Genomic DNA, 19,428 nt, shown 5'->3' on the forward strand with positions numbered 1-19,428 from the left:
CGGCGCGATGCGACGCGATGCAACCGGAGCCCATCCCTGCCTCGTTAGCCGAGGCAGGTGACGAAGAGGAGCGTATGAGCGACACCGATAGCCACGCCGCGGCGGAACCCCGCGAGGTCGAGCTGAAGCTCGACTGCGCCGGCCCGGACCTGACGGCGCTCGTGTCCCACCCCCGGTTGAAGGACGCGTCGGCGACCGAGCCCGAACTCATGGTCACGAGCTACTACGACACGCCCGAGCGCGCCCTTCGCGAGGCCGGCCTCACCCTGCGTGTCCGCGCCAAGGGCGGCCGCCACATCCAGACCGTGAAGGCCGGGAGTGGCGGCGTCGGGCTGTTCGACCGGGCCGAGTGGGAGTCGGAGATCGCCGGCGAGGCGCCGGAGCCCGCGGCCTGGGCCGACACGGCCGCCGAGCCGGTCCTGGGCGGGGCCGACGCGCCGCTCGAGCGGCTGTTCGCCACGGTGGTGATGCGCCGGGAGATACCGGTGACGCAGGGCGAGTCCCGCGTGCTCGTCACCCTCGACGAGGGCCGGGTCGAGACCGCCTCCGGCGATGCCCCCCTCTGCGAGCTCGAGCTGGAACTCCAGTCCGGCGATCCGGCCGACCTGTTCGCGCTGGCGCGGGAGCTGGCCGAGACCGTGCCGCTGCGCCTCGGCGTGAAGGCCAAGAGTGCCGTCGGCTACGGCCTCCTCGACGGGAAGGGGCCGGGCATCGTGAAGGCCGAGCCGTTGGAGCTGCCCGAGGGCGCCGGCGCCGGCGAGGTCTTCCGCCGGGTGGCGCGCGCCTGCCTGCGCCACATGCGCCTCAACGAGACCGCCTTCCTGGAAGGCGGCCGCCCCCCCGAGGCGCTCCACCAGATCCGCGTCGCCCTGCGCCGCCTGCGCTCGGCGCTGTCCCTCTTCGGGCCCATGCTGGCGAGCGATCCCCGGGCCGCGGCCTTCAACGACGCGATCAAGCACGTCACCGAGCCGTTCGGCCACGCCCGCAACCTCGACGTGTTTCTCAGCGACACGCTGCCGGACCTCGCCGAGCGGCGCCCCGACGAGCCCGGTCTCGACGCCCTGCGCGCGCGCGCCGAGGCGGAGCGCGCCGCCGCGTACGAGGCCGTGTCGGCGACACTGGAGAGCCCGCAATGGCGCGCGCTCATCATCGATTTCGCCGGCTGGGTCGAGGCGGGCTCCTGGGCCGCCGGGCCCGACGCGGCCGTCGACGGACGGCACTTCGCCGCGCAGGTGCTCGACACCGCGCGCGCGCGCCTCAAGAAACGCGGGCGCGGCCTGCGGCACCTCGATCCGCACACGCGGCATCGCGCGCGGATCGCCGCCAAGAAACTCCGCTACGGCGCGGAGTTCTTCGCTGGTCTCTACCGGAAGAAGAAGGCGGTCCGCCGGCAGGAGAAGTTCGGGGCCGCACTCTCGGATCTGCAGGATCATCTCGGCGCGCTCAACGACCTGGAGACGGCCCGGACGATGACCGAGAGCCTGTCGGGGCCGCCGATGCCGGGGCCGGACGACCCGGGGGCACAGAAATTGCTCGACGCGGCCGCGGATGCGCGGTCCGAGCTCCTCGACGTCAAGCCCTTCTGGCGCTGAGGCTTTCTGCGCCGCCGCCAGGGCCGGAACCCGGCCGGCGCGGCGGCGTTCGCCGAACACCGATCGGCCCGTCCGGGGCAGGGAGCGCGGATGGCCCACGCCTACAGGTTTGGCATCGAGGAGGAGTTCTTCCTGGCCGATTCCCGCACCCGCGGCACGCCGCGGGCCGGCCTCCGGGCGTTCCACGCCGCCGTGCGGGCCCGCCTCGACGACGCCGAGCGCGAGCAGCTCCAGTGCCAGGTGGAGGTGGCCTCGCCGCCGACCGCCGATCTCGCCGAGGCGCGAGCGCATCTCGCGGAGCTGCGCGGCAGCCTCGCGGAGATCGGCGCCGCGCGCGGCATCCTGACCTTCGCGGCGGGCACGCATCCGATCGCCCGGTGGCGTGACCAGCGCCCGACCGACAAGGCCCGCTACCACGGGATCATGGCCGACCTCCGGATGCTCGGCCGGCGCAACCTCGTCTGCGGCCTCCACGTGCACGTCGAGGTACCGGATCCCGCGGCGCGGATCGGGCTGATCAACCGGCTGCTGCCGTACCTGCCGGTGCTGCTCGCGCTCTCGACCGGATCGCCGTTCTGGCAGGGGCAGCAGACCGGCTTCGCCGGTTACCGGATGCGCGCCTACGCCGAGCTGCCGCGCACGGGCGTGCCCGAGCTGTTCGCCGATACCGACGATTACGCCCGCTACGTCGCGGTGATGACGCGCTCGGGCGCCATCGCGGATGCCAGCTATCTCTGGTGGCACGTGCGCGCGTCGCTGAAGTACCCGACGCTGGAGTTGCGGGTCGCCGACAGCTGCACGCGCCTCGACGACGCGCTCTGCATCGCCGCGCTGTTCCGATGCCTCGTCCGGCGGGTCGTCCGGGACAGACGTCACAATGCCGGCCTGACCGCCGCCTCACGCGGCTTCGTCATGGAGAATCTCTGGCGGGCCGAGTGCGACGGCGTCCGCGCGACGCTCATCGACGAGGCTCAGGTCCGGACCGTACCGGTCGCCGCGGCGGTCGAGACCCTGCTCGCCGACATCGCCGAGGATGCCGAAGCCCTGGACTGCGTCGCCGCCTGCGCGCACGCGACGCGGATCGTCGCCGAGGGGACGAGCGCGGACCGGCAGATGGCCGTCTTCGCCGCCGCGCGTCGCGCGGGCGCGCGGGAGCGCGCGGCGCTGTCGGCGGTGGTCGATCATCTCGCGGCGGAGACCGCCGCCGGCTCGAGGTCCGGGCCTGGGGGGCACCCGAACATCGCTCCGGCGGCGTGACGACGGGCGCGGCATCGGCTGAGGGGGGATCGACGAGGCCGCGTACCGTCGGCCGCGCTCGAGGACGCGGTTGGCTTCTTGAGTCGCATAGCCATGTTGCCGAAGGATGTCTGGCCGCCGGCGCCGCGCGCATTTATGGCCGGTCGCAGCGCGACGGGTTCCCTCCGTACCGTCCTCTGCTATCCCTCGCGTCCCAGCAGCCACCCCGACCCCGCGGCCGACCCTCCGGAATGAGCCTCCTGCGCGACCTCTTCGGCCATCTCGGCCGTACCGTGACGGCCTATGCCGGCGACAAGGCGCTGATGCTCGCGGCGGTCTCGGCCGCCGCCAACGTCATCGTGGCCGACGGTGAGGTCGCGGGGCCGGAATTCGACGCGGCCCTGCACGGCCTGAAGGCCGACCCGGTCCTGATGAAGGGCTACGACGCGCTGATGCTCGAGACGGAACTCTACGAGGGCATCGCCCGGGCCCGCACCCGCCTCGGCCGGGCCGAGAACCTGCGCCACGTCGCGGCGGTGGCGGAGCGACCCGGGGCTCAGCGCGAGAACGTCTTCCTGATCGCCGCGGACGTTGCCGACCAGGACGGGATCAGCAACATCGAGGCGAGCGCCCTCGGCGAGATCGCCGTCGCCCTGCGGGTCGACGCGATCGCGCTGCTGCGCGCCAACCCGGTGCGGCGCCCGCCGGCTTGACCGGCGCGGTTGGCACCGCGGTTGCTGGCCGCGGATCTGCGAAGTGGGAGCGCTGCCGACCCGGCCGCCCCCGCCTGTAAGTTTTGCGTCGCACGGCGATCTGCCGTGAAAGGAACCGGCATGGCCGAGATGAGCCTCAGCAAGACCCACAACCTGCGCGCCGACGGTGCGCGCCTCTGGGCGACGATCCTGGAGACCGCGGAATTCGGCGGCACGCCGGCCGGCGGCATCAACCGCCTGACGCTCTCGGCGGAGGACGGCCAGGTCCGCGACTGGTTCCGGACGGCCTGCGAGGCGGCCGGACTGACCGTGTCGGTCGACGCGCTCGGCACGCAGTACGCCCTGCGGCCGGGCCGCGACATGGGCCGCAAGCCGATCGCCTTCGGTTCGCACCTCGACACCCAGCCGACCGGGGGCAAGTTCGACGGGATCCTCGGAGTCCTGGCGGGGCTGGAGGTGATGCGCAGCCTCAACGATGCCGGCATCGAGACCGAGGCGCCGCTCCTCGTGGTCAACTGGACCAACGAGGAGGGCTCGCGCTTCGCCCCCGCCATGATGGCCTCGGCGGCCTACGCGGGCGACTTCACCACGGACGAGATCCTGGCCAAGCGCGATGCCGCCGGCACCACGGTGGCGGAGGCCCTCGACGCCATCGGCTACCGCGGGGTCGAGGCCGTCGGCACCCGGGAGATCGGCGCCTTCGTCGAGCTGCACATCGAGCAGGGGCCGATCCTGGAGGCCGAGGGCAAGACCATCGGCGTGGTCGAGGGCGGCCAGGGCATCATGTGGTTCGACGGCGTGATCACCGGCTTCGAGAGCCATGCCGGGACGACGCCGATGCCGCGCCGCCGCGACGCGCTGCTGGCCCTCTCGGAATTCGCCCTGGCCGCCGAGCGGATCGCGCTGAGCCACGCGCCCTCCGCGGTGGCGACGATCGGCGAGGCCGCGATCCTGGCGCCCTCCCGCAACGTCGTGCCGGGCCGGGTCGCCTTCACGGTGGACGTGCGCGATCCGCGCTCGGAGACCCTCGACGCGATGGAGGCGGCGCTCGGCGAGGCGGCGGCCGAGATCGCGGCGCGGCGTCATCTGGAGATCGCGCTGACCCGCATCTGGCGGAAGGAGCCGGTGCCGTTCGACCCCGCCATCGTGGCGGCGATCGACGCCTCCGCCGAGAGCCTCGGCCATCCGCGCCGCCGGATCATCTCGGGTGCCGGCCACGACGCCTGCAACCTCGCCGCGAAGGTCCCGGCCGCCATGATCTTCGTGCCGTGCAAGGACGGGGTCAGCCACAACGAGTCGGAATCGGCCACGCAGGCCGACTGCGCCGCCGGCGCCGACGTGCTGCTGCAGACGGTGCTCCGCCTCGCCAACGCGCCGCGCGCCTGAGGCTTCCCGCCGGGACGGCGTCCGTCGTCCCGGCGCCGCGCCCTCGGCACCGCCCGCGCGGAGGTGTACGGCGGCGGAAAATCCCGTAAGGACCGCTCCATGAGCGCGCGATCCTACCGCGACGCCAGGGGCCGGCCGCTCGTCGCGGTCACCGGCATCGGCGTCGTCTCCTCCCTCGGTCAGGGACAGGCCGACACCTGGGCGGCCATGACCGAGGGCCGGTCGGGCATCCACGCGATCGCACGGTTCCCGACCGACACGCTGCGCACGCGCATCGCCGGGACGGTGGACTTCCTCGACACCGATCCCCTCGTGGCGCCGCTCCTGTCCGAGCGCTTCGCCGCCGTCGCCGCCGAGGAGGCGGTGGCGCAGGCCGGGATCGGCGCCCGAGGCGACTTCCCCGGCGCGCTGTTCATCGCGGTCCCGCCGGTCGAGATGGAGTGGCCGCAGCGGCAGGCCCTGGCCGAGGCCGCGGGCGGCGACGGTCCGGTCGACTATGCCGGCCTCCTGCGGGCGGCGGCGACACGCCGCTTCGATCCCTGGCACGACCTGTTCATCTTCGGCACGGTCGCCGACCGCATTGCCGACCGCTTCGGCACGAAAGGCTCGCCGATCTCGCTCTCGACCGCCTGCTCGTCGGGGGCCACGGCGATCCAGCTCGGCGTCGAGGCGATCCGGCGCGGCGAGACCGCGGCGGCGCTCTGCATCGGCACGGACGGCTCGGTGAACCCGGAATCGCTGATCCGCTTCTCGCTGCTCTCGGCGCTCTCGACCCGCAACGACGACCCCGCGACCGCCTCGAAGCCGTTCTCGAAGGACCGGGACGGGTTCGTCATGGGCGAGGGCGCGGCCGCCCTGGTGCTCGAGGACGCCGAGGCCGCCGTCGCGCGCGGCGCCGCGATCCTCGGCTACGTCCTCGGCTGCGGCGAGAAGGGCGACGGCTTCCACCGCACCCGGTCCAGCCCCGACGGCGCGCCGATCATAGCGGCGATCCGCGCGAGCCTGGACGATGCCGGTGTGCCGGCGGAGGCGGTCGACACGGTGAACGCGCACGGCACCTCGACGCCGGAGAACGACAAGATGGAGGCCCTGGGCCTCGCGGCCGTGTTCGGCGACCGCGCGGCCGCTCTGCCGGTCACCTCCAACAAGTCGATGATCGGCCACACCCTCACGGCGGCCGGCGCCATCGAGGCGGCGGTCTCGCTGCTGACCATCCGTCACGGCCGCATCCCGCCGACCATCAACCACCGCGTGCCGGACCCGACCATCGCCCTCGACATCGTGGAGACCGCCCGCGACCTGCCGGTGCGGACCGTGCTGTCGAACTCGTTCGGTTTCGGCGGCCAGAACACCTGCCTGGTCCTCGGCGCGGAGCCCGCGTGAGCGCCGCCGCCGCCCCGCGCCGGGTCCTCGTGACCGGCGGCGCCTCCGGCATCGGCGCCGCGATCGTCCGCGCGCTGGCGGGATCCGGCCTCGGCGTCGACTTCACCTACCGCGCCTCGGCCGAGGCCGCGCAGGCGCTGCTGGCCGAATTGCGGGCGACCTACCCGGACCGGCCCTTCGCGGCCCATCCCGTCGACCTCGCCGACCGGGCCGCGCTGGACACCTTCTGCGAGGCCGCCGAGGCCGCGGGCTATTACGGCCTCGTTCACAATGCCGGCCAGTCCTGCGACGCCCTCGCGGCGATGCTCGATCAGGATCGGGCCGAGGCCGCCATGCAGGTGAACTTCTTCTCGCTGACGCGCCTCGCCAAGGCGCTGGTGCGGGAGATGACCCGCGCGCGCGCGGGCCGCATCGTGGCGATCGGTTCCGTGGCCGCCCTGCGGGGCAATGCCGGCAACGCCGCCTACGCGGCGACCAAGGGCGCGCTCGTCGCCTATTGCCGGACCCTGGCGATCGAGACGGCCAAGCGCGGCGTGACAGTCAACGTCATCGCCCCGGGCTTCGTCGACACCGCCATGATGGAGCGCTACGCCGCCTACCGGGACGGGATGGAGCGGCAGATCCCCGCCGGCCGGTTCGGGCGGCCCGAGGATGTCGCGGCGCTGGCGGCCTTCCTGATGGGCGAGGGGGCCTCCTACATCACCGGGACCGTGCTGCCCGTCGATGGCGGCCTGACCGCCATGATGGGCGTGCACCGGACCTGACGGTGGCGCCGCCGAACCGGACGATCCTGCCGATGCGCGCCAGCCTCGCCCTCACCGCCGCCCTCTGCGGCGCGGCTCTCCTGGCTCCGGGCCATGCCCGGGCGGAACCGCAGGTCTACCGGATCTCCGGCCTGCCGCCGGGCGAGCCGCTGAGCATCCGCGCCGAGCCGGACCCGTCCGCCGAGCAGGTCGGCGAGATCCGCAGCCGCGCCCTGGTCTTCGGCTGCACCAACGACACGCCGAGCCGCACCACGTGGTGCCGGGTGAAGGCCGGACGCGCCCTCGGCTGGGCGCGGCGGCGCTACCTGGCGCCGGAGTGACGAGAGACACGATGCGAGCCCTCCAGCTGTTCGGCGACCGCGACCTGCGCCTCACCGAGATCGAGCCGCCGCCCGCGCCCGGCGCCGACGAGGTCCGGATCCGCATCCGCGCGGTCGGCCTCAACTTCATCGACGTCTGGGGCTTCCGCGGCATGGCCTTCGCCAAGCGGAAGATGCCGCTGATCGTCGGCGCGGAGGCGGCCGGGACCGTCGAGTCGGTCGGGGCGGGCGTCACCGGCCTCGTCGCGGGCGACCGGGTCGTGCCCTACGGCGCCATGACCTGCGGCCGGTGCAAGGCCTGCCGCGAGGGGCGCGACAACCTCTGCGAGGACGTGTCCGGCGTGATGGGCTTCCATCTCGACGGCTTCGCCCGGGAACTGGTGACCGTGCCGGCCCGCCTCGCCGTGAAGGTGCCGGACGGCGTCAGCGACACCGACGCCGCCTGCGCGGGCATCGCCTTCGGCACGGTCCAGCACATGCTGTTCGACAATGCCCGCCTGGAGCCCGGCGAGAGCGTGCTGGTCCATGCCGGCGGCTCCGGGATCGGGACCGCGGCGATCCGCATGGCCAAGGCGATCGGCTGCACCGTCTACACGACGGTCGGCGACGACGAGAAGGGACGCAGGGCCGCCGAACTCGGCGCCGACCACGTCATCAACTACCGCACCGAGCGCTTCGAGGGCGAGGTCCGCCGGCTGACCAAGCGCAAGGGCGTCGACGTGGTGTTCGAGCATGTCGGCGCCGATACCTGGAACGGCTCCCTGCTCTGCCTGAAGCGCGGCGGCCGGCTCGTGACCTGCGGATCGACGTCGGGCGTCTCGGCGACCATGAACCTGATGCAGCTGTTCCAGCAGCAGTACCGCATCACCGGCTCGTTCGGCTGCTCGCTCGCGAATATCGGTCAGGCCCTCGCGAAGATGGAATCGGGCATTCGACCGGTCGTCGATACAGTGTACCCGCTGGCGGATTTCGCGCAGGGTCTGGAGCGCCTCGAATCGCGCCGGGTCTTCGGCAAGATTCTCGTCAGCCTGTAGCGCGGGCGGCTGCGCACCCGCCCGGCGCGACGCCGGCACCGGGTGCGGCGATCCGCATTTCGCGCCGCGAGAGACTCGGCGTAAACGTCGCCGTACGGGTGCGCTGGGGGGCCGCCCGTACCGTACCCCTGGAATCGATTGTGCTGCGTCTCGCCCTCCTGCTCAAACGGTCGTACCCGCGCCTCGCGGGCTTCGCGATGATCCCGGTGATCCGCGCGCTCGCGCTGCTGGCGCGCATCCTCGGGCCGGTCCGGTCCACGGCGCTCGGCGCCGCGCTGCTGCGCACCCTCGGCCCGCTCCTCCCGGCGCACCGCACCGCGATGGCGAACCTCCGGGCGGCCTTCCCCGACATGCCCGAGGCGGAGCGGAAGCGGATCGCCCTGGAAGCCTGGGACAATCTCGGGCGGACGGGGGCCGAATACGCCCATCTCGATACACTGTTCGATTACGATCCCGCCGCCACCGGCGACCTGCGCACCGAGGTCTCGGGGATCGAGCATTTCTACGCCCTGCGCGACGACGGCCGGCCGGGTCTGATCTTCTCGGCGCATCTGGCGAACTGGGAATTGCCGGCGATCTGCGCGGCCCGCTTCGGCCTCGACGCCACCGCGGTGTTCCGGCCGCCGAACAACCCCGCGGCCGCGCGCCTCGTTCAGGAGGTCCGCCGCCGGACGATGGGCGGGCTCGCCGCCTCCACGCCGGGCGCCGTCTTCGCCATGCGCGACGTGGTCGAGACCGGTGGCCACCTGGGCCAGCTCATCGACCAGCACTTCACCCGCGGCGTCGTGGTCAATTTCCTGGGCCGGCCGTGCCTCGCCAACCCGCTCCTGGCCAAGCTCGCCCGCCACTACGACTGCCCGGTCCACGGCGTGCGCGTCGTGCGCCTGCCGGAGGGCCGCTTCCGGCTCGACCTGACGCCACCGCTCGACCTGCCTCGGGCCGCCGACGGGACCATCGACGTCGCCGGCGCCATGCAGGCGATGACCGCGGTGGTCGAGGGCTGGGTGCGGGAGAACCCGGGCCAGTGGTTGTGGATGCATCGCCGCTGGCGGCCCGACATGCTGCCGAAACCAAGAGTGGCACCCGTACCGCTTCAACCGACAGTAGAGGCCTCTCAAGCCAACGTGATTTCACCTTCGGCTTCCCAGACGGTCTGATGGTGCGATGACGTCCCGGCACCGCGCCCCGACCCGCGATCGCCGCGCGCTCCGTGCCGCGCTGCTTGCCTGCGCGACGCTGGCCGCAGGACCGGCGCGGGCCGAGCCCGTCCGCGCCGTGGTGGAACTCTTCACCAGCCAGGGCTGCGGCGCCTGCCGGTCCGCCGACCCGGTCCTGCGCGACCTCGCCCACAAGCCCGGCGTCATCGCACTGACCCTGCCGGTGACCTACTGGGACTATCTCGGCTGGAAGGACACGCTGGCGCTGCGACCGCTGACCGAGCGGCAGCGCGCCTACGCGCGGGGACGGGGGGCGCGACAGGTGTTCACGCCCCAGGTGGTGGTCGACGGCAACGGGTTCGCGGTCGGGTCGGACCGGCCCGCCCTGGAACGCCTGATCCGGGATGCCTGCCAGCATGGCGGGCTGCCGGTCGCGGTGCGCGGCGAGACCAGGGGCGATCGGATCCTGGTGGAGGTCGGGGCGGCCCCGGAGGCGAAGTCCGAGGTCCGCGGCGATGTCTGGCTGGTCCCCGTGCTCCGCAGTCGCGCGATCGCGATCCAGGCCGGGGAGAATGGCGGCCGGACGGCGACCTACGTCAACGTCGTCCGCGGCATGCAGCGGCTCGGTCCCTGGACCGGACAGCCGACCCGCTTCGAGGTGCCCGACACCCAGGCCCGCGTCGCCGACGCGGACAGCTGGGTCGTCCTTCTCCAGGGCGCGGCCGACGGCAAGCCGGGCCGCATCTTCGGGGCTGCCAAGGGACCGGGGCTCTAGGGCCGGGGCTGCCGCACGCCGCTACTCCAGCGAGATCGGGTCGATCTGCCGGCGGCCCTCTCGCCGGTGGCGCGCCCGGGACTCGTCGGCGAGCGACGCCAGCCGGGCGTCGAGGCGCTCGGACAGGCGGCCGACCAGCCCGATCAGCCCGTCGATCGTCCGGCTGAGGAAGGCGACCGTACCGGTCACGGCTCCGACGATCCCGTTCTCGAGGGCACGGCCGATTCGGCGAACACGATGCATGTCGACTGTCTCTGGAGAGGTGGCGCCGGCGGCGCTCCGATCCGCGGCAGGTAGGGCGGACGGCCCGGCCGGTGATGCGGCGGAAAGCGGCGCGGATCCGCGGTGCGCGGGCGGAACCTTCGCGCGGCGCGGCCGGGCGGCGCGAACCGGCGGGCCGGCAGGCTCGTTGCATGGCTGTGGCCGCCCGCCGTCCCGCGCGGGCGCCCGAGATCGAGGGTCGGCCATGCGGCGACGCCCGTTCCTGTCCGGGATGCTCGCCGCCCTGTCGCTGGCCGGTCGCCGTGCCCGCGCGGCGGATACGGATGTCGACCTTCTCCTCGTGCTCGCGGTGGACGTGTCGCTCAGCATCAGCGAGGCCCGATTCGACCTCGAGCGCCGCGGTTACGCCGAGGCCTTCGGCGATCCGCGCGTGTTGCGGGCCATCGCCGACGGTCCGGCCGGACGTATCGGCGTGGCCCTGTTCGACTGGGCCGGGCCCGGCGAGCAGCAGGTGGCGGTCGACTGGATGGTGATCGCCTCGGTGCAGGACGCGGCCGCCTTCGCGGACCGACTGCGCGCGGCGCCGCGCCCGTTCTACGGGCGCACCGCCATCGGGTCGGCGATCGGATTCGCCGCCGACCTGCTGGCCCGGGCGCCGTTCCGCGCCGACCGCCGGGTGATCGACATATCGGGAGACGGCACCGGCAATGCCGGGCGCTCGATCACGGACGCGCGGGACGCCGCCGTGGCGGCCGGCATCACGGTGAACGGCATCGTCATCCTCACCGAGCCGGAAGGGATGCCGGCCTTCCTGAGGGAGCATACCAATCCGGCGGGCGGTCTCGCGGCGTACTACCGGAGCGTCGTCATCGGCGGGGAGGGTGCCTTCGTGATGACCGCCGAGAGCTTCGCGGCCTTCGGCCGCTCACTCGTCGCCAAGCTGGTGCGCGAGATATCCTGACCCTCACACGGATCCCTGAGGACCGACCACCGATGCGCCTCGCCGTCCTCCAGTTCACGCACGAGACCGTCACGTTCCTTCCGAACGACACGACCCGGGACGACTTCATCTATCCCGGCTCGCCGGCCGCCGGGGCCGCCCTGCTCGCCACCGATCCCAAGGGCTACATGGGCGGCTTCGTGCAGGTTGCGCGGGAGTACGACGGCGTCGAGCTGGTGGGGATCACCTCGCCGCTCTGGCCGCGCACCGGCACCGCCTCGGGCTGGATCACCGCCGACGCCTACGCGCATTTCCTCGGGCAGATGGTGGCCGAGCTGCGGGCGCAGGGCCCGTTCGACGGCGTCTACCTCGCCCTGCACGGCGCCATGGCGGTGCGCGGCGTCCCCCGCCCGGAGGCCGACATCGCTCGGCAGGTGCGCGCCGCGGTGGGCGAGGGGGCGATCCTGGTCGGGACCTTCGACCTGCACGGCAACGAGGACGCCGCCTTCCTCGACCACGCCGACATGGCCTTCGCGGTGAAGTACTTCCCCCACTACGACGGCCACCTGCAGGGGCAGCGGGCCGCCCGGATGCTGGTCCGCGCCGTGCGCGGCGACTTCCGGCCGGCGCACCGGACCATCAAGGTGCCGATCTTGTCGCCGACCGTCGTGCAGTGGACCGGCGCCGCGCCCTGGTCCGACCTCGTGCAGCGGGCCCTCGTCTGGGAGGCGCGCGAGCCGGACGTGTACGTCAACGTGTTCTTCGGCTTCCCGTGGGGCGACGCCCCGGACGGCGGGATGACCGTGCAGGCGATCACCGACGACGACCTGGGCCTGGCCGAGCGGGTGGCGCGGGACGTCGCGGATTTCGCGTGGCGGCAGCGGCGCGCGCAGCTCGAGGCGACGCGGATCCACACGATCGCCGACGGCGTGCGCCTCGCCCGGGCGTCGGTCGCGGAGGGCGCCGCCCCGGTCGTCCTCGCCGACCACAGCGACCGCTCGGGCCGGGCGACCTGGCTGCTGCGCGAGATCCTCCGGCAGGGCCTCACCCGCACCCTGGTCGCCACCGTGGCGTCGCCCGACACCGTGGCGGCGGGCTCCCTCGCGGCCGGCGACCCGTTCGACGCGCCGGTCGGCGGCGGCGGCGACCCGTCCGCGGGCGACCCGGTGCGGATCACCGGAACGGTGCTGCGCGTGGTCGAGGCCCCGGAACCGGGCGTCGCCGGAAGCGGCGGAGGCGGTGGCACCTGGATCTGCGTCGCGTTCGGGGCCGGCAACGTCCTCGTGCTGAGCCCGCAGCTCGCGCAGATCGTCGAGCCCGACGAGCTGTGGCGCCTGGGCCTGGAGCCGGCGGATTTCGACGTCGTGGCGATCAAGTCGCGGGTGCATTTCCGGCGCGGCTTCGACGACAGCGGCTACGCCCGCACGATCCTGCTGGTGGAGCCGCCGGAGCCGTTCCTCGGCACGGTGCGCCTCGATCACCTCGCCTACGCGCAGATGCAGGCCGCCGACTTCTTCCCCTACGGCGACCCGCCCGGGCCCGTCCCGTCCGACCCGTGACAGGTCCGGCGGGGACGACAGGTGGCGGCCGCCGTCACCCGCCGGTGCTCGCCCTGCACGTGCGAGGGCGCTAGGTTCATCCCGCACGCGCTCGGCGAGGCGCGGCGAGGGAGAGACGGGATGCGGATTCCGGCCGACAGGCTGACCGCCTACGTGCGGGACATCTTCGTGCGCGAGGGCTGCGCCGAGCCGGAGGCCGAGCGCATCGGCCGCTTCCTGGTGGCGGCGAACCTCACCGGCCACGACAGTCACGGCGTCGTCCGTGTCACCCGCTACGTCGAGTGGCTGCGCGCCGGCGAGGTCGAGGCCGGCCGCACGCCCGAGATCGTGACCGACGCGCCGAACTTCGCCCTCGTGGACGCCCATTACGGGTTCGGGCAGACGGCCGGCCCCGTCGCCGTCGATCTCGGCATCGCCAAGGCGCGGGAGAACGGCGTCGCGATCATCGCCCTGCGGCACGCCGGGCATATCGGCCGGATCGGCGAGTGGGCCGAGCGGGCGGCGGCCGCGGGGCTCGTCTCGGTCCACTTCGTCAACGTGGCGGGCAGCCTCCTGGTGGCGCCCTTCGGCTCCGTGGAGCGCCGCTTCTCCACGGCTCCCTTCGCGGCCGGCTTCCCGGTCCCGGGCGGCGACCCGATCATCCTCGACTTCGCCACCTCGCTGGTCGCCGAGGGTAAGGTGCTGGTCGCCTCGAGGGGCGGCAAGCCGCTGCCCGAGGGCGCGCTCATCGAGCCGGACGGCCGCCTCAGTGCCGACCCGGCGACCCTGTTCGGCCCGCTGGACGGCGTCGAGCGCGACAACCAGCGCGGGGCCGGGGCGATCCGGGCCTTCGGCGAGCACAAGGGCTCCGGCCTCGCGCTGATGTGCGAGCTTCTGGCCGGCGCGCTCACCGGCTCGGGCACGGCCGGGCCCGGGCAGCGGCGGATCTGCAACGGCATGCTGTCGATCTACGTCACGCCGTCGGCCCTCGGCACGGAGGATGCCCTCGCGGCCGAGACGCGGGCCTATCTCGACTTCTTCAAGAGCGCCAAGCCGATGCCGGGTGCCGAGGTCCTGCTGCCCGGCGAACCGGAGCGGCGGATGCGCGCCGAGCGCCTCGCCGAGGGCGTGCCGCTGCCCGAGCCCGTCTGGGAGACCCTGCTCGCCGCCGGCCGGCCGCACGGCCTCGACGGCGACGCCTACCGCACCTGAGCCGGACCCGAGCCGGCACGACACCACGCTCGGCGGCGACCCTCGGCTTCAACGGGGGCGCCGCACGGACCGGGGACGCCATCCCCGGAAGACGGGAGGAGCCCACGATGCCGCGTCTGCGCTGGCTCATGATCGGCCTCTGCATGGCCGCCAACGCCATCAACTACATCGACCGCGCCAACCTGGCGGTCGCCGCGCCGTCCATGTCCAAGGAACTCGGGCTCGACGCCACCGACATGGGCCTGATCCTGTCGGGATTCTTCTGGACCTACGCGATCATGCAGCTGCCCTTCGGCTACGTGGCCGACCGGGTCGGCGCGCGGCTCTCCCTCGTGGTCGCGGTGGTCTGGTGGTCGGCCTGCACGGCGCTGACCGCGGTCGGACGCGGCTTCCTGTCCCTGCTCGGCCTTCGCATGCTGCTCGGCATCGGCGAGGCCGGGGCCTACCCGTCCTTCGCCAAGGTCGCGGCCTCGTGGTTCCCGCGCGGCGAGCGGAGCTTCGCCAGCAGCATCTTCGACAGCGGCTCCCGGGTGGGCTCGGCGCTGGCGATCCCGCTCGTCTCCTGGGTCATCGCGACGCTGGGCTGGCGGGAATCCTTCGTCGTCACCGGCGTGCTGGGCTTCGTCTGGGCGGTGTTCTGGATGTGGCTCTACCGCGAGCCCGAGAACCATCCGAAGGTGTCGCCGGAGGTGCTCGCCAGACTGCGGGCCGCGCAGGAGCGGCCGAAGACCGTCGACGCGGCGGACGCCCAGAACCGGGTGCCGTGGCTGTCGCTGTTCCGCTACCGCACGGTCTGGGGGATGATGGCCGGGTTCTTCTGCCTCAACTTCGTGATCTACTTCTTCATCACGTGGTTCCCGACCTACCTGGTCAAGGCGCGGGGCTTCTCCCTGGCGGAGCTCGGAACGCTCGGCAGCCTGCCGGCCCTGGCGTCGATCCCCGCGGGCTGGCTCGGCGGCTTCGCGTCGGACGCGCTCTACCGCCGCGGCTGGAGCCTCACCGCGGCCCGCAAGACCTGCCTCGTCGGCGGCATGCTGATGTCGTCGGTGATCACCCTGTCGATCATCGCCCCGAACATCTACGTGGCGCTGCTGTGCTTCGCGGTCGCCTACGGCAGCCTCGCCTTCACGGCGGCCTCGATCTGGGCGCTGCCCGGCGACGTGGCGCCGACCCCGGCCCACGTGGCCTCGATCGGCGGCATCCAGAACTTCGCGTCGAACGTCGCCGGGATCGTGACGACGACCTTCACGGGCGTCATGCTGACGGTCACCCAGGGCTCGTTCGTGATCCCCCTGATCGTCGCCGGCGGGTTCTGCCTGCTGGGCGCCTTCATCTACCTGTTCGTGGTCGGCGAGATCGCGCCGCTGCCGGTCCGCGACGCCCGCGCCCCGGCCCTGCGCCCCGAGGCGGCGCGGTGACGGTAGCCGGCGCGACGGAATCCGAGGAGAGACCGATGTCCACGTATCCCGTGATCACCCTGCGCCCGGCCGACGGCGTGGCCGTGGCCCGCGGCGCCATCGAGCCGGGAACGCCGGTCGCCGACGGCGTTGCGGCCATGGAGCGCATCCCCGCCGGCCACAAGATCGCCGTCCGCGCCCACCGGAGCGGCGAGCCGGTGACCAAGTACGGGCAGATCATCGGCTTCGCCAAGGAGGACATCGCGGCCGGCCGCCACGTCCACGTCCACAATCTCGGGATGGGCGAGTTCGCCCGGGACTACGCGTTCGGGGTCGATGCGAGGCCGACCCAGCTGGTGACGCCGCCCGCGACCTTCCAGGGCATCCGCCGTCCCGACGGTCGCGTGGCGACGCGCAACTACGTCGGCATCCTCACCTCGGTGAATTGCAGCGCGCACGTCGCCGACCTGATCGCCGACGCGTTCCGGCGGCACCCGATCCTCGGCCTCGACCCGCTCGCCCCCTATCCCAACGTCGACGGTGTCGTGGCACTGACCCACAAGACCGGCTGCGGCATGGCGATGGGCGAGCCGCTCCGGCTCCTGCGGCGGACGCTCGCGGGCTACGCGCGGCACGTCAACTTCTCCCACATCGTCATGATCGGGCTCGGCTGCGAGGTGAACCAGATCGGTGCCTTCCTGGAGGAGCAGGGGCTCGGCGACCGGATCCGCAGCATGAACATCCAGAGCCTCGGCGGCACCCGGAAGACGGTCGAGGCCGGGATCGAGTTCGTCAACGGCATCCTGGCCGAGGCGAACGTGGTGCGCCGCGAGCCGGTCCCGGCGAGCGAGCTGATCGTCGCCCTGCAGTGCGGCGGCTCGGACGGCTATTCAGGCGTCTCGGCCAACCCGGCGCTCGGGATCGCCAGCGACCTCGTGGTGCGGAACGGCGGTACGGTGATCCTGTCGGAGACCACCGAGACCTACGGTGCCGAGCACCTGTTCACCCGCCGCGCCGTCAGCCCGGACGTCGGCCAGAAGCTCGTCGACCTGATGCACTGGTGGGAGGAGTACACCCGCAAGGAGGGCTCGGAGATCGACGCGAACCCGTCGCCGGGCAACAAGGCCGGCGGCCTCACGACGATCCTGGAGAAGTCCCTCGGCGCCATGGCCAAGGCCGGCAGCACCAACCTCGTGGACGTGCTGCGCTACGCCGATCCCGTCACCGCCAAGGGCTTCGTCTTCATGGACACGCCCGGCTACGACCCGGTCTCGGCGACCGGGCAGGTCGCGGGCGGGGCGAACCTCGTCTGCTTCACCACCGGCCGCGGCTCCGTATTCGGCTGCAAGCCGTCGCCCTCGATCAAGATCGCCACCAACTCCACCATGTACCGGCGGCTCGAGGAGGACATGGACGTCAACTGCGGCACGATTCTCGACGGTGAAGAGAGCGTGGAGCAGGCCGGCCACCGGATCTTCGACTTGATCCTGCGGGTCGCCGGCGGCGAGCGGACGAAGAGCGAGCAGTTCGATTTCGGCGGGTCGGAATTCGCGCCCTGGCAGATCGGCGCGACCGTGTGAGGGAGCGGGGCGCGCGCTCCGACGACGGAGCGCGCGCGACGAAGCGACCCGGAGAGGCGAGATTTCGGCGAGCGTGGCGCAGCCTGGATTGCTTCGCTGCGCTCGCAAAGACGGCCATCCCGACCGCCGTGCGGACCTCGTCTCACAGGTCCGTTCGCACCACGCCCGGGAAGCTCAGGATGAAGTCGGCGCCGAAGGCCGTGACCGGCGTGTGGAAGCCGGGCGCGACGGTGCCGGCGGCGACGCGGCGGGCCGCCTCCAAGGCGGTCCAGACGGTGAGCGTGTAGCCCTCAGGCGTCTCCATCCGGCTCGCCGCGCGGCGGCCGGCGCCGTCCCAGGCCTCCGCCAGGAAGGTGCTGCGGGCCTTCTCGCGCGCGGCGGCCGAAGGGCCCTCCGGCAGCCGGTCGATGCCGCGGTTGATCAGGCGCTGGGCGGTGCCGCCCGCGATGATCCGCCGGATGCCGGCGGGCAGGCCGGCCGCCGCAGCCATGGCGGGGAAGGCCTCGAAGTAGACGTCGATGTTCGGGACGCCGGTCGAGTACCACGCGCTCGACACGTCGCCCCAGCCGAGCCCGACGGTCCGGCGCGGTCCCGTTCCGAAATCCGCGGTGGCGCGCGGCGGGCTCGGCAATTCGACGATGCGCCCGTTCCGGCGCACCCGCGTGCCCCAGGCGATGCCCTCCACCATGGTGCGGGCCGTGCCCCGGCTGAAGCCCCCGAATCCGCCGATGGAGATGCGCAGATGCGTCGCGCCGGGAACGCGGCCGGCCACGTGGGCGGCGAGGCAGTCGCTCGGCACCACGTCGAAGCCCGCCGCCGGCAGGAGGACGATGCCGGCCGCCTTCGCCTCGGCATCCTTGGCCGCGAGGGCCTCCAGCACCGCGATTTCGCCGGTGATGTCGACGTAGTGCGCGCCGGCCGCGAGGCAGGCCTCGGCCATCGGCCGCGCCGTCCGCGAGAACGGGCCGGCCGCGTGGATCACCGCCGCCACGCCCGCGAGGGCGGACCGCAGGCCCGCGGCATCGTCGAGCCGCGCGGCCCGCATCTCGAGGTTCAGCCGGGCCGCCAGCGGCCGCAGCTTCTCGGGATCGCGCCCTGCCAGGATCGGGCGCAACCCCTGCCCGACGGCGTGCGCGGCCAGGAGCTGCCCGGTATAGCCGGTGGCGCCGTAGATCAGGATCGCGGTCATCCCGGCGTTCTGACACCGCTTCCGCCGGTGTCAAAGCGCGCGCCGCGTCGCCGCCCCGGATGCTAGGGCTGCGCCGATCCGATCGTCCCGCGGCCGGGATTTGAAACCCTCCGTCCCCGCCCGAACAGGAGCTGAGGCACGATGTACGAGCGTAACCTCCCGCCGCGCGCGCGCCGCGCCAGCCGCCGGATCGGCTGCCTTGGCGCTGTCCTCCTGGGCCTGGCCGCGCCCGCCCGGGCCGGTGACGGGCCGGTGGTCCTGAAGGCGCCGTCCGACGCGAGCCCCGGCATCGCCGCCATGCCGCAGATCGCCGCGCCGGCCGACGAGGCCGAGCGTCGGATCAACGCGGCGCTGAAGCGCCTCGACGCGCGGGCCCTCAAGGCCGAGCAGGCGTGCAAGGATCAGGGCGGGAAGAACAGCTCCTGGGAGCGCACCGTCCAGGCCCCGATGCGCGGCCCGCGCTTCCTGAGCTTCGTCATCTTCGACAGCGGGTTCTGCGGCGGCGCGCACCCGAACAGCGGCACGATGTCGATCGTCTACGATCTCACCACCGGCGCCCCGGTCGATTGGACGACCCTGCTGCCCAACTCCCTGACCGGCAAGCTCGCCCTGGCGGAGGGCCCGGGCGGGACCAAGATGGTGACGCTCGCGTCGAAGAGGCTGCACGCCCTCTACCTCGCGGGCTATCGCCCGAGGACGGGCGATCCGAAGGCGGACGACGCCGACAAGGAGTGCCGCGAGGCCGTGGCCGAGACCTATGACGGGCAGCCGCCGGCCATGATGGCGTGGCTCGACGCCAAGGCCGGCGGCCTCGCGGTGCAGTTCGATCTCGCGCACGTCGTCCAGGCCTGCGCCGACCCGGTGGTGATTCCCGTGGCGACCCTGCGCCGGGAGGGCGCCCAGCCCCTCCTGGCGGTCGCGCTGGAATCCGCCCACGCGCAAGCCTCGAAGTGACGCGATCGGCCACGGCGTCTTCGGCCTCGACGCCGG

The 19,428-nt window shown here is 73.2% G+C and carries 18 protein-coding genes; 16 read left to right on the forward strand and 2 right to left on the reverse strand.

Features of this window, described 5'->3' with window-relative positions; genetic code table 11:
• Window positions 1–74: 74 nt before the first annotated feature.
• From MMR14E_RS23540 to MMR14E_RS23585, 10 genes are all read left to right on the forward strand, one after another.
• A complete protein-coding gene (locus MMR14E_RS23540; protein ID WP_331317623.1) occupies window positions 75–1,592 on the forward strand; it encodes a CHAD domain-containing protein in 1,518 nt (505 codons plus the stop codon).
• Window positions 1,593–1,682: 90 nt separating this feature from the next.
• Window positions 1,683–2,849, forward strand: coding sequence for a carboxylate-amine ligase (locus MMR14E_RS23545; protein ID WP_331317624.1), 1,167 nt, complete (start codon window positions 1,683–1,685; stop codon window positions 2,847–2,849).
• A 230-nt stretch (window positions 2,850–3,079) separates the two neighbouring features.
• Complete coding sequence (locus MMR14E_RS23550) at window positions 3,080–3,541, forward strand: tellurite resistance TerB family protein (protein WP_331317626.1); 462 nt, start codon at window positions 3,080–3,082, stop codon at window positions 3,539–3,541.
• Between the two features lie 120 nt (window positions 3,542–3,661).
• The gene (locus MMR14E_RS23555; protein ID WP_419539404.1) at window positions 3,662–4,927 is read left to right on the forward strand and encodes a Zn-dependent hydrolase; all 1,266 of its coding nucleotides are present in this window, start codon (window positions 3,662–3,664) and stop codon (window positions 4,925–4,927) included.
• 99 nt (window positions 4,928–5,026) lie between these two features.
• On the forward strand, window positions 5,027–6,310 hold the full coding sequence (locus MMR14E_RS23560; RefSeq protein WP_331317627.1) for a beta-ketoacyl-ACP synthase: 1,284 nt from the start codon (window positions 5,027–5,029) through the stop codon (window positions 6,308–6,310).
• Window positions 6,307–7,074, forward strand: a complete 768-nt coding sequence (locus MMR14E_RS23565) for an SDR family NAD(P)-dependent oxidoreductase (protein ID WP_331317628.1) — start codon at window positions 6,307–6,309, stop codon at window positions 7,072–7,074. Before MMR14E_RS23560 ends, MMR14E_RS23565 begins: the two co-directional genes overlap by 4 nt.
• A gap of 2 nt (window positions 7,075–7,076) precedes the next feature.
• Window positions 7,077–7,394, forward strand: a complete 318-nt coding sequence (locus MMR14E_RS23570) for an SH3 domain-containing protein (protein WP_331317629.1) — start codon at window positions 7,077–7,079, stop codon at window positions 7,392–7,394.
• A gap of 11 nt (window positions 7,395–7,405) precedes the next feature.
• Window positions 7,406–8,428: a zinc-binding dehydrogenase gene (locus tag MMR14E_RS23575; RefSeq protein ID WP_331317630.1), complete on the forward strand. Its 1,023-nt coding sequence runs from the start codon at window positions 7,406–7,408 to the stop codon at window positions 8,426–8,428.
• A gap of 140 nt (window positions 8,429–8,568) precedes the next feature.
• A complete protein-coding gene (locus MMR14E_RS23580) occupies window positions 8,569–9,585 on the forward strand; it encodes a lipid A biosynthesis lauroyl acyltransferase (protein ID WP_331317632.1) in 1,017 nt (338 codons plus the stop codon).
• Between the two features lie 7 nt (window positions 9,586–9,592).
• Complete coding sequence (locus MMR14E_RS23585; RefSeq protein WP_331317634.1) at window positions 9,593–10,360, forward strand: DUF1223 domain-containing protein; 768 nt, start codon at window positions 9,593–9,595, stop codon at window positions 10,358–10,360.
• A 21-nt stretch (window positions 10,361–10,381) separates the two neighbouring features.
• Here MMR14E_RS23585 and MMR14E_RS23590 read toward each other — a convergent pair whose 3' ends face one another.
• Window positions 10,382–10,549 carry a hypothetical protein gene (locus MMR14E_RS23590; RefSeq protein ID WP_331317636.1) on the reverse strand — a complete coding sequence of 56 codons (168 nt, stop codon included), beginning with the start codon at window positions 10,547–10,549 and terminating at the stop codon, window positions 10,382–10,384.
• Window positions 10,550–10,826: 277 nt separating this feature from the next.
• Between MMR14E_RS23590 and MMR14E_RS23595 the strand changes: the two genes are divergently transcribed.
• From MMR14E_RS23595 to MMR14E_RS23615, 5 genes are all read left to right on the forward strand, one after another.
• Entirely contained in the window at window positions 10,827–11,543 is a 717-nt protein-coding gene (locus tag MMR14E_RS23595) for a DUF1194 domain-containing protein (RefSeq protein ID WP_331317637.1), read from the forward strand.
• A gap of 32 nt (window positions 11,544–11,575) precedes the next feature.
• Complete coding sequence (locus MMR14E_RS23600; protein WP_331317639.1) at window positions 11,576–13,081, forward strand: M81 family metallopeptidase; 1,506 nt, start codon at window positions 11,576–11,578, stop codon at window positions 13,079–13,081.
• Window positions 13,082–13,201: 120 nt separating this feature from the next.
• On the forward strand, window positions 13,202–14,272 hold the full coding sequence (locus MMR14E_RS23605) for a malate/lactate/ureidoglycolate dehydrogenase (protein WP_331317641.1): 1,071 nt from the start codon (window positions 13,202–13,204) through the stop codon (window positions 14,270–14,272).
• 107 nt (window positions 14,273–14,379) lie between these two features.
• On the forward strand, window positions 14,380–15,690 hold the full coding sequence (locus MMR14E_RS23610; RefSeq protein ID WP_331317642.1) for an MFS transporter: 1,311 nt from the start codon (window positions 14,380–14,382) through the stop codon (window positions 15,688–15,690).
• Between the two features lie 35 nt (window positions 15,691–15,725).
• Window positions 15,726–17,249, forward strand: coding sequence for an altronate dehydratase family protein (locus MMR14E_RS23615; protein WP_331317644.1), 1,524 nt, complete (start codon window positions 15,726–15,728; stop codon window positions 17,247–17,249).
• A 142-nt stretch (window positions 17,250–17,391) separates the two neighbouring features.
• Here the strand turns inward: MMR14E_RS23615 and MMR14E_RS23620 are convergent, their stop codons facing one another.
• A complete protein-coding gene (locus MMR14E_RS23620; RefSeq protein ID WP_331317646.1) occupies window positions 17,392–18,438 on the reverse strand; it encodes a saccharopine dehydrogenase family protein in 1,047 nt (348 codons plus the stop codon).
• Between the two features lie 141 nt (window positions 18,439–18,579).
• On the opposite strand from MMR14E_RS23620, the gene MMR14E_RS23625 reads away from it, so the two are divergent.
• On the forward strand, window positions 18,580–19,392 hold the full coding sequence (locus MMR14E_RS23625; protein WP_331317647.1) for a hypothetical protein: 813 nt from the start codon (window positions 18,580–18,582) through the stop codon (window positions 19,390–19,392).
• Window positions 19,393–19,428 lie beyond the last annotated feature (36 nt).

Source organism: Methylobacterium mesophilicum (assembly GCF_036441335.1).
In the GTDB taxonomy this organism is placed as follows: domain Bacteria; phylum Pseudomonadota; class Alphaproteobacteria; order Rhizobiales; family Beijerinckiaceae; genus Methylobacterium; species Methylobacterium mesophilicum_B.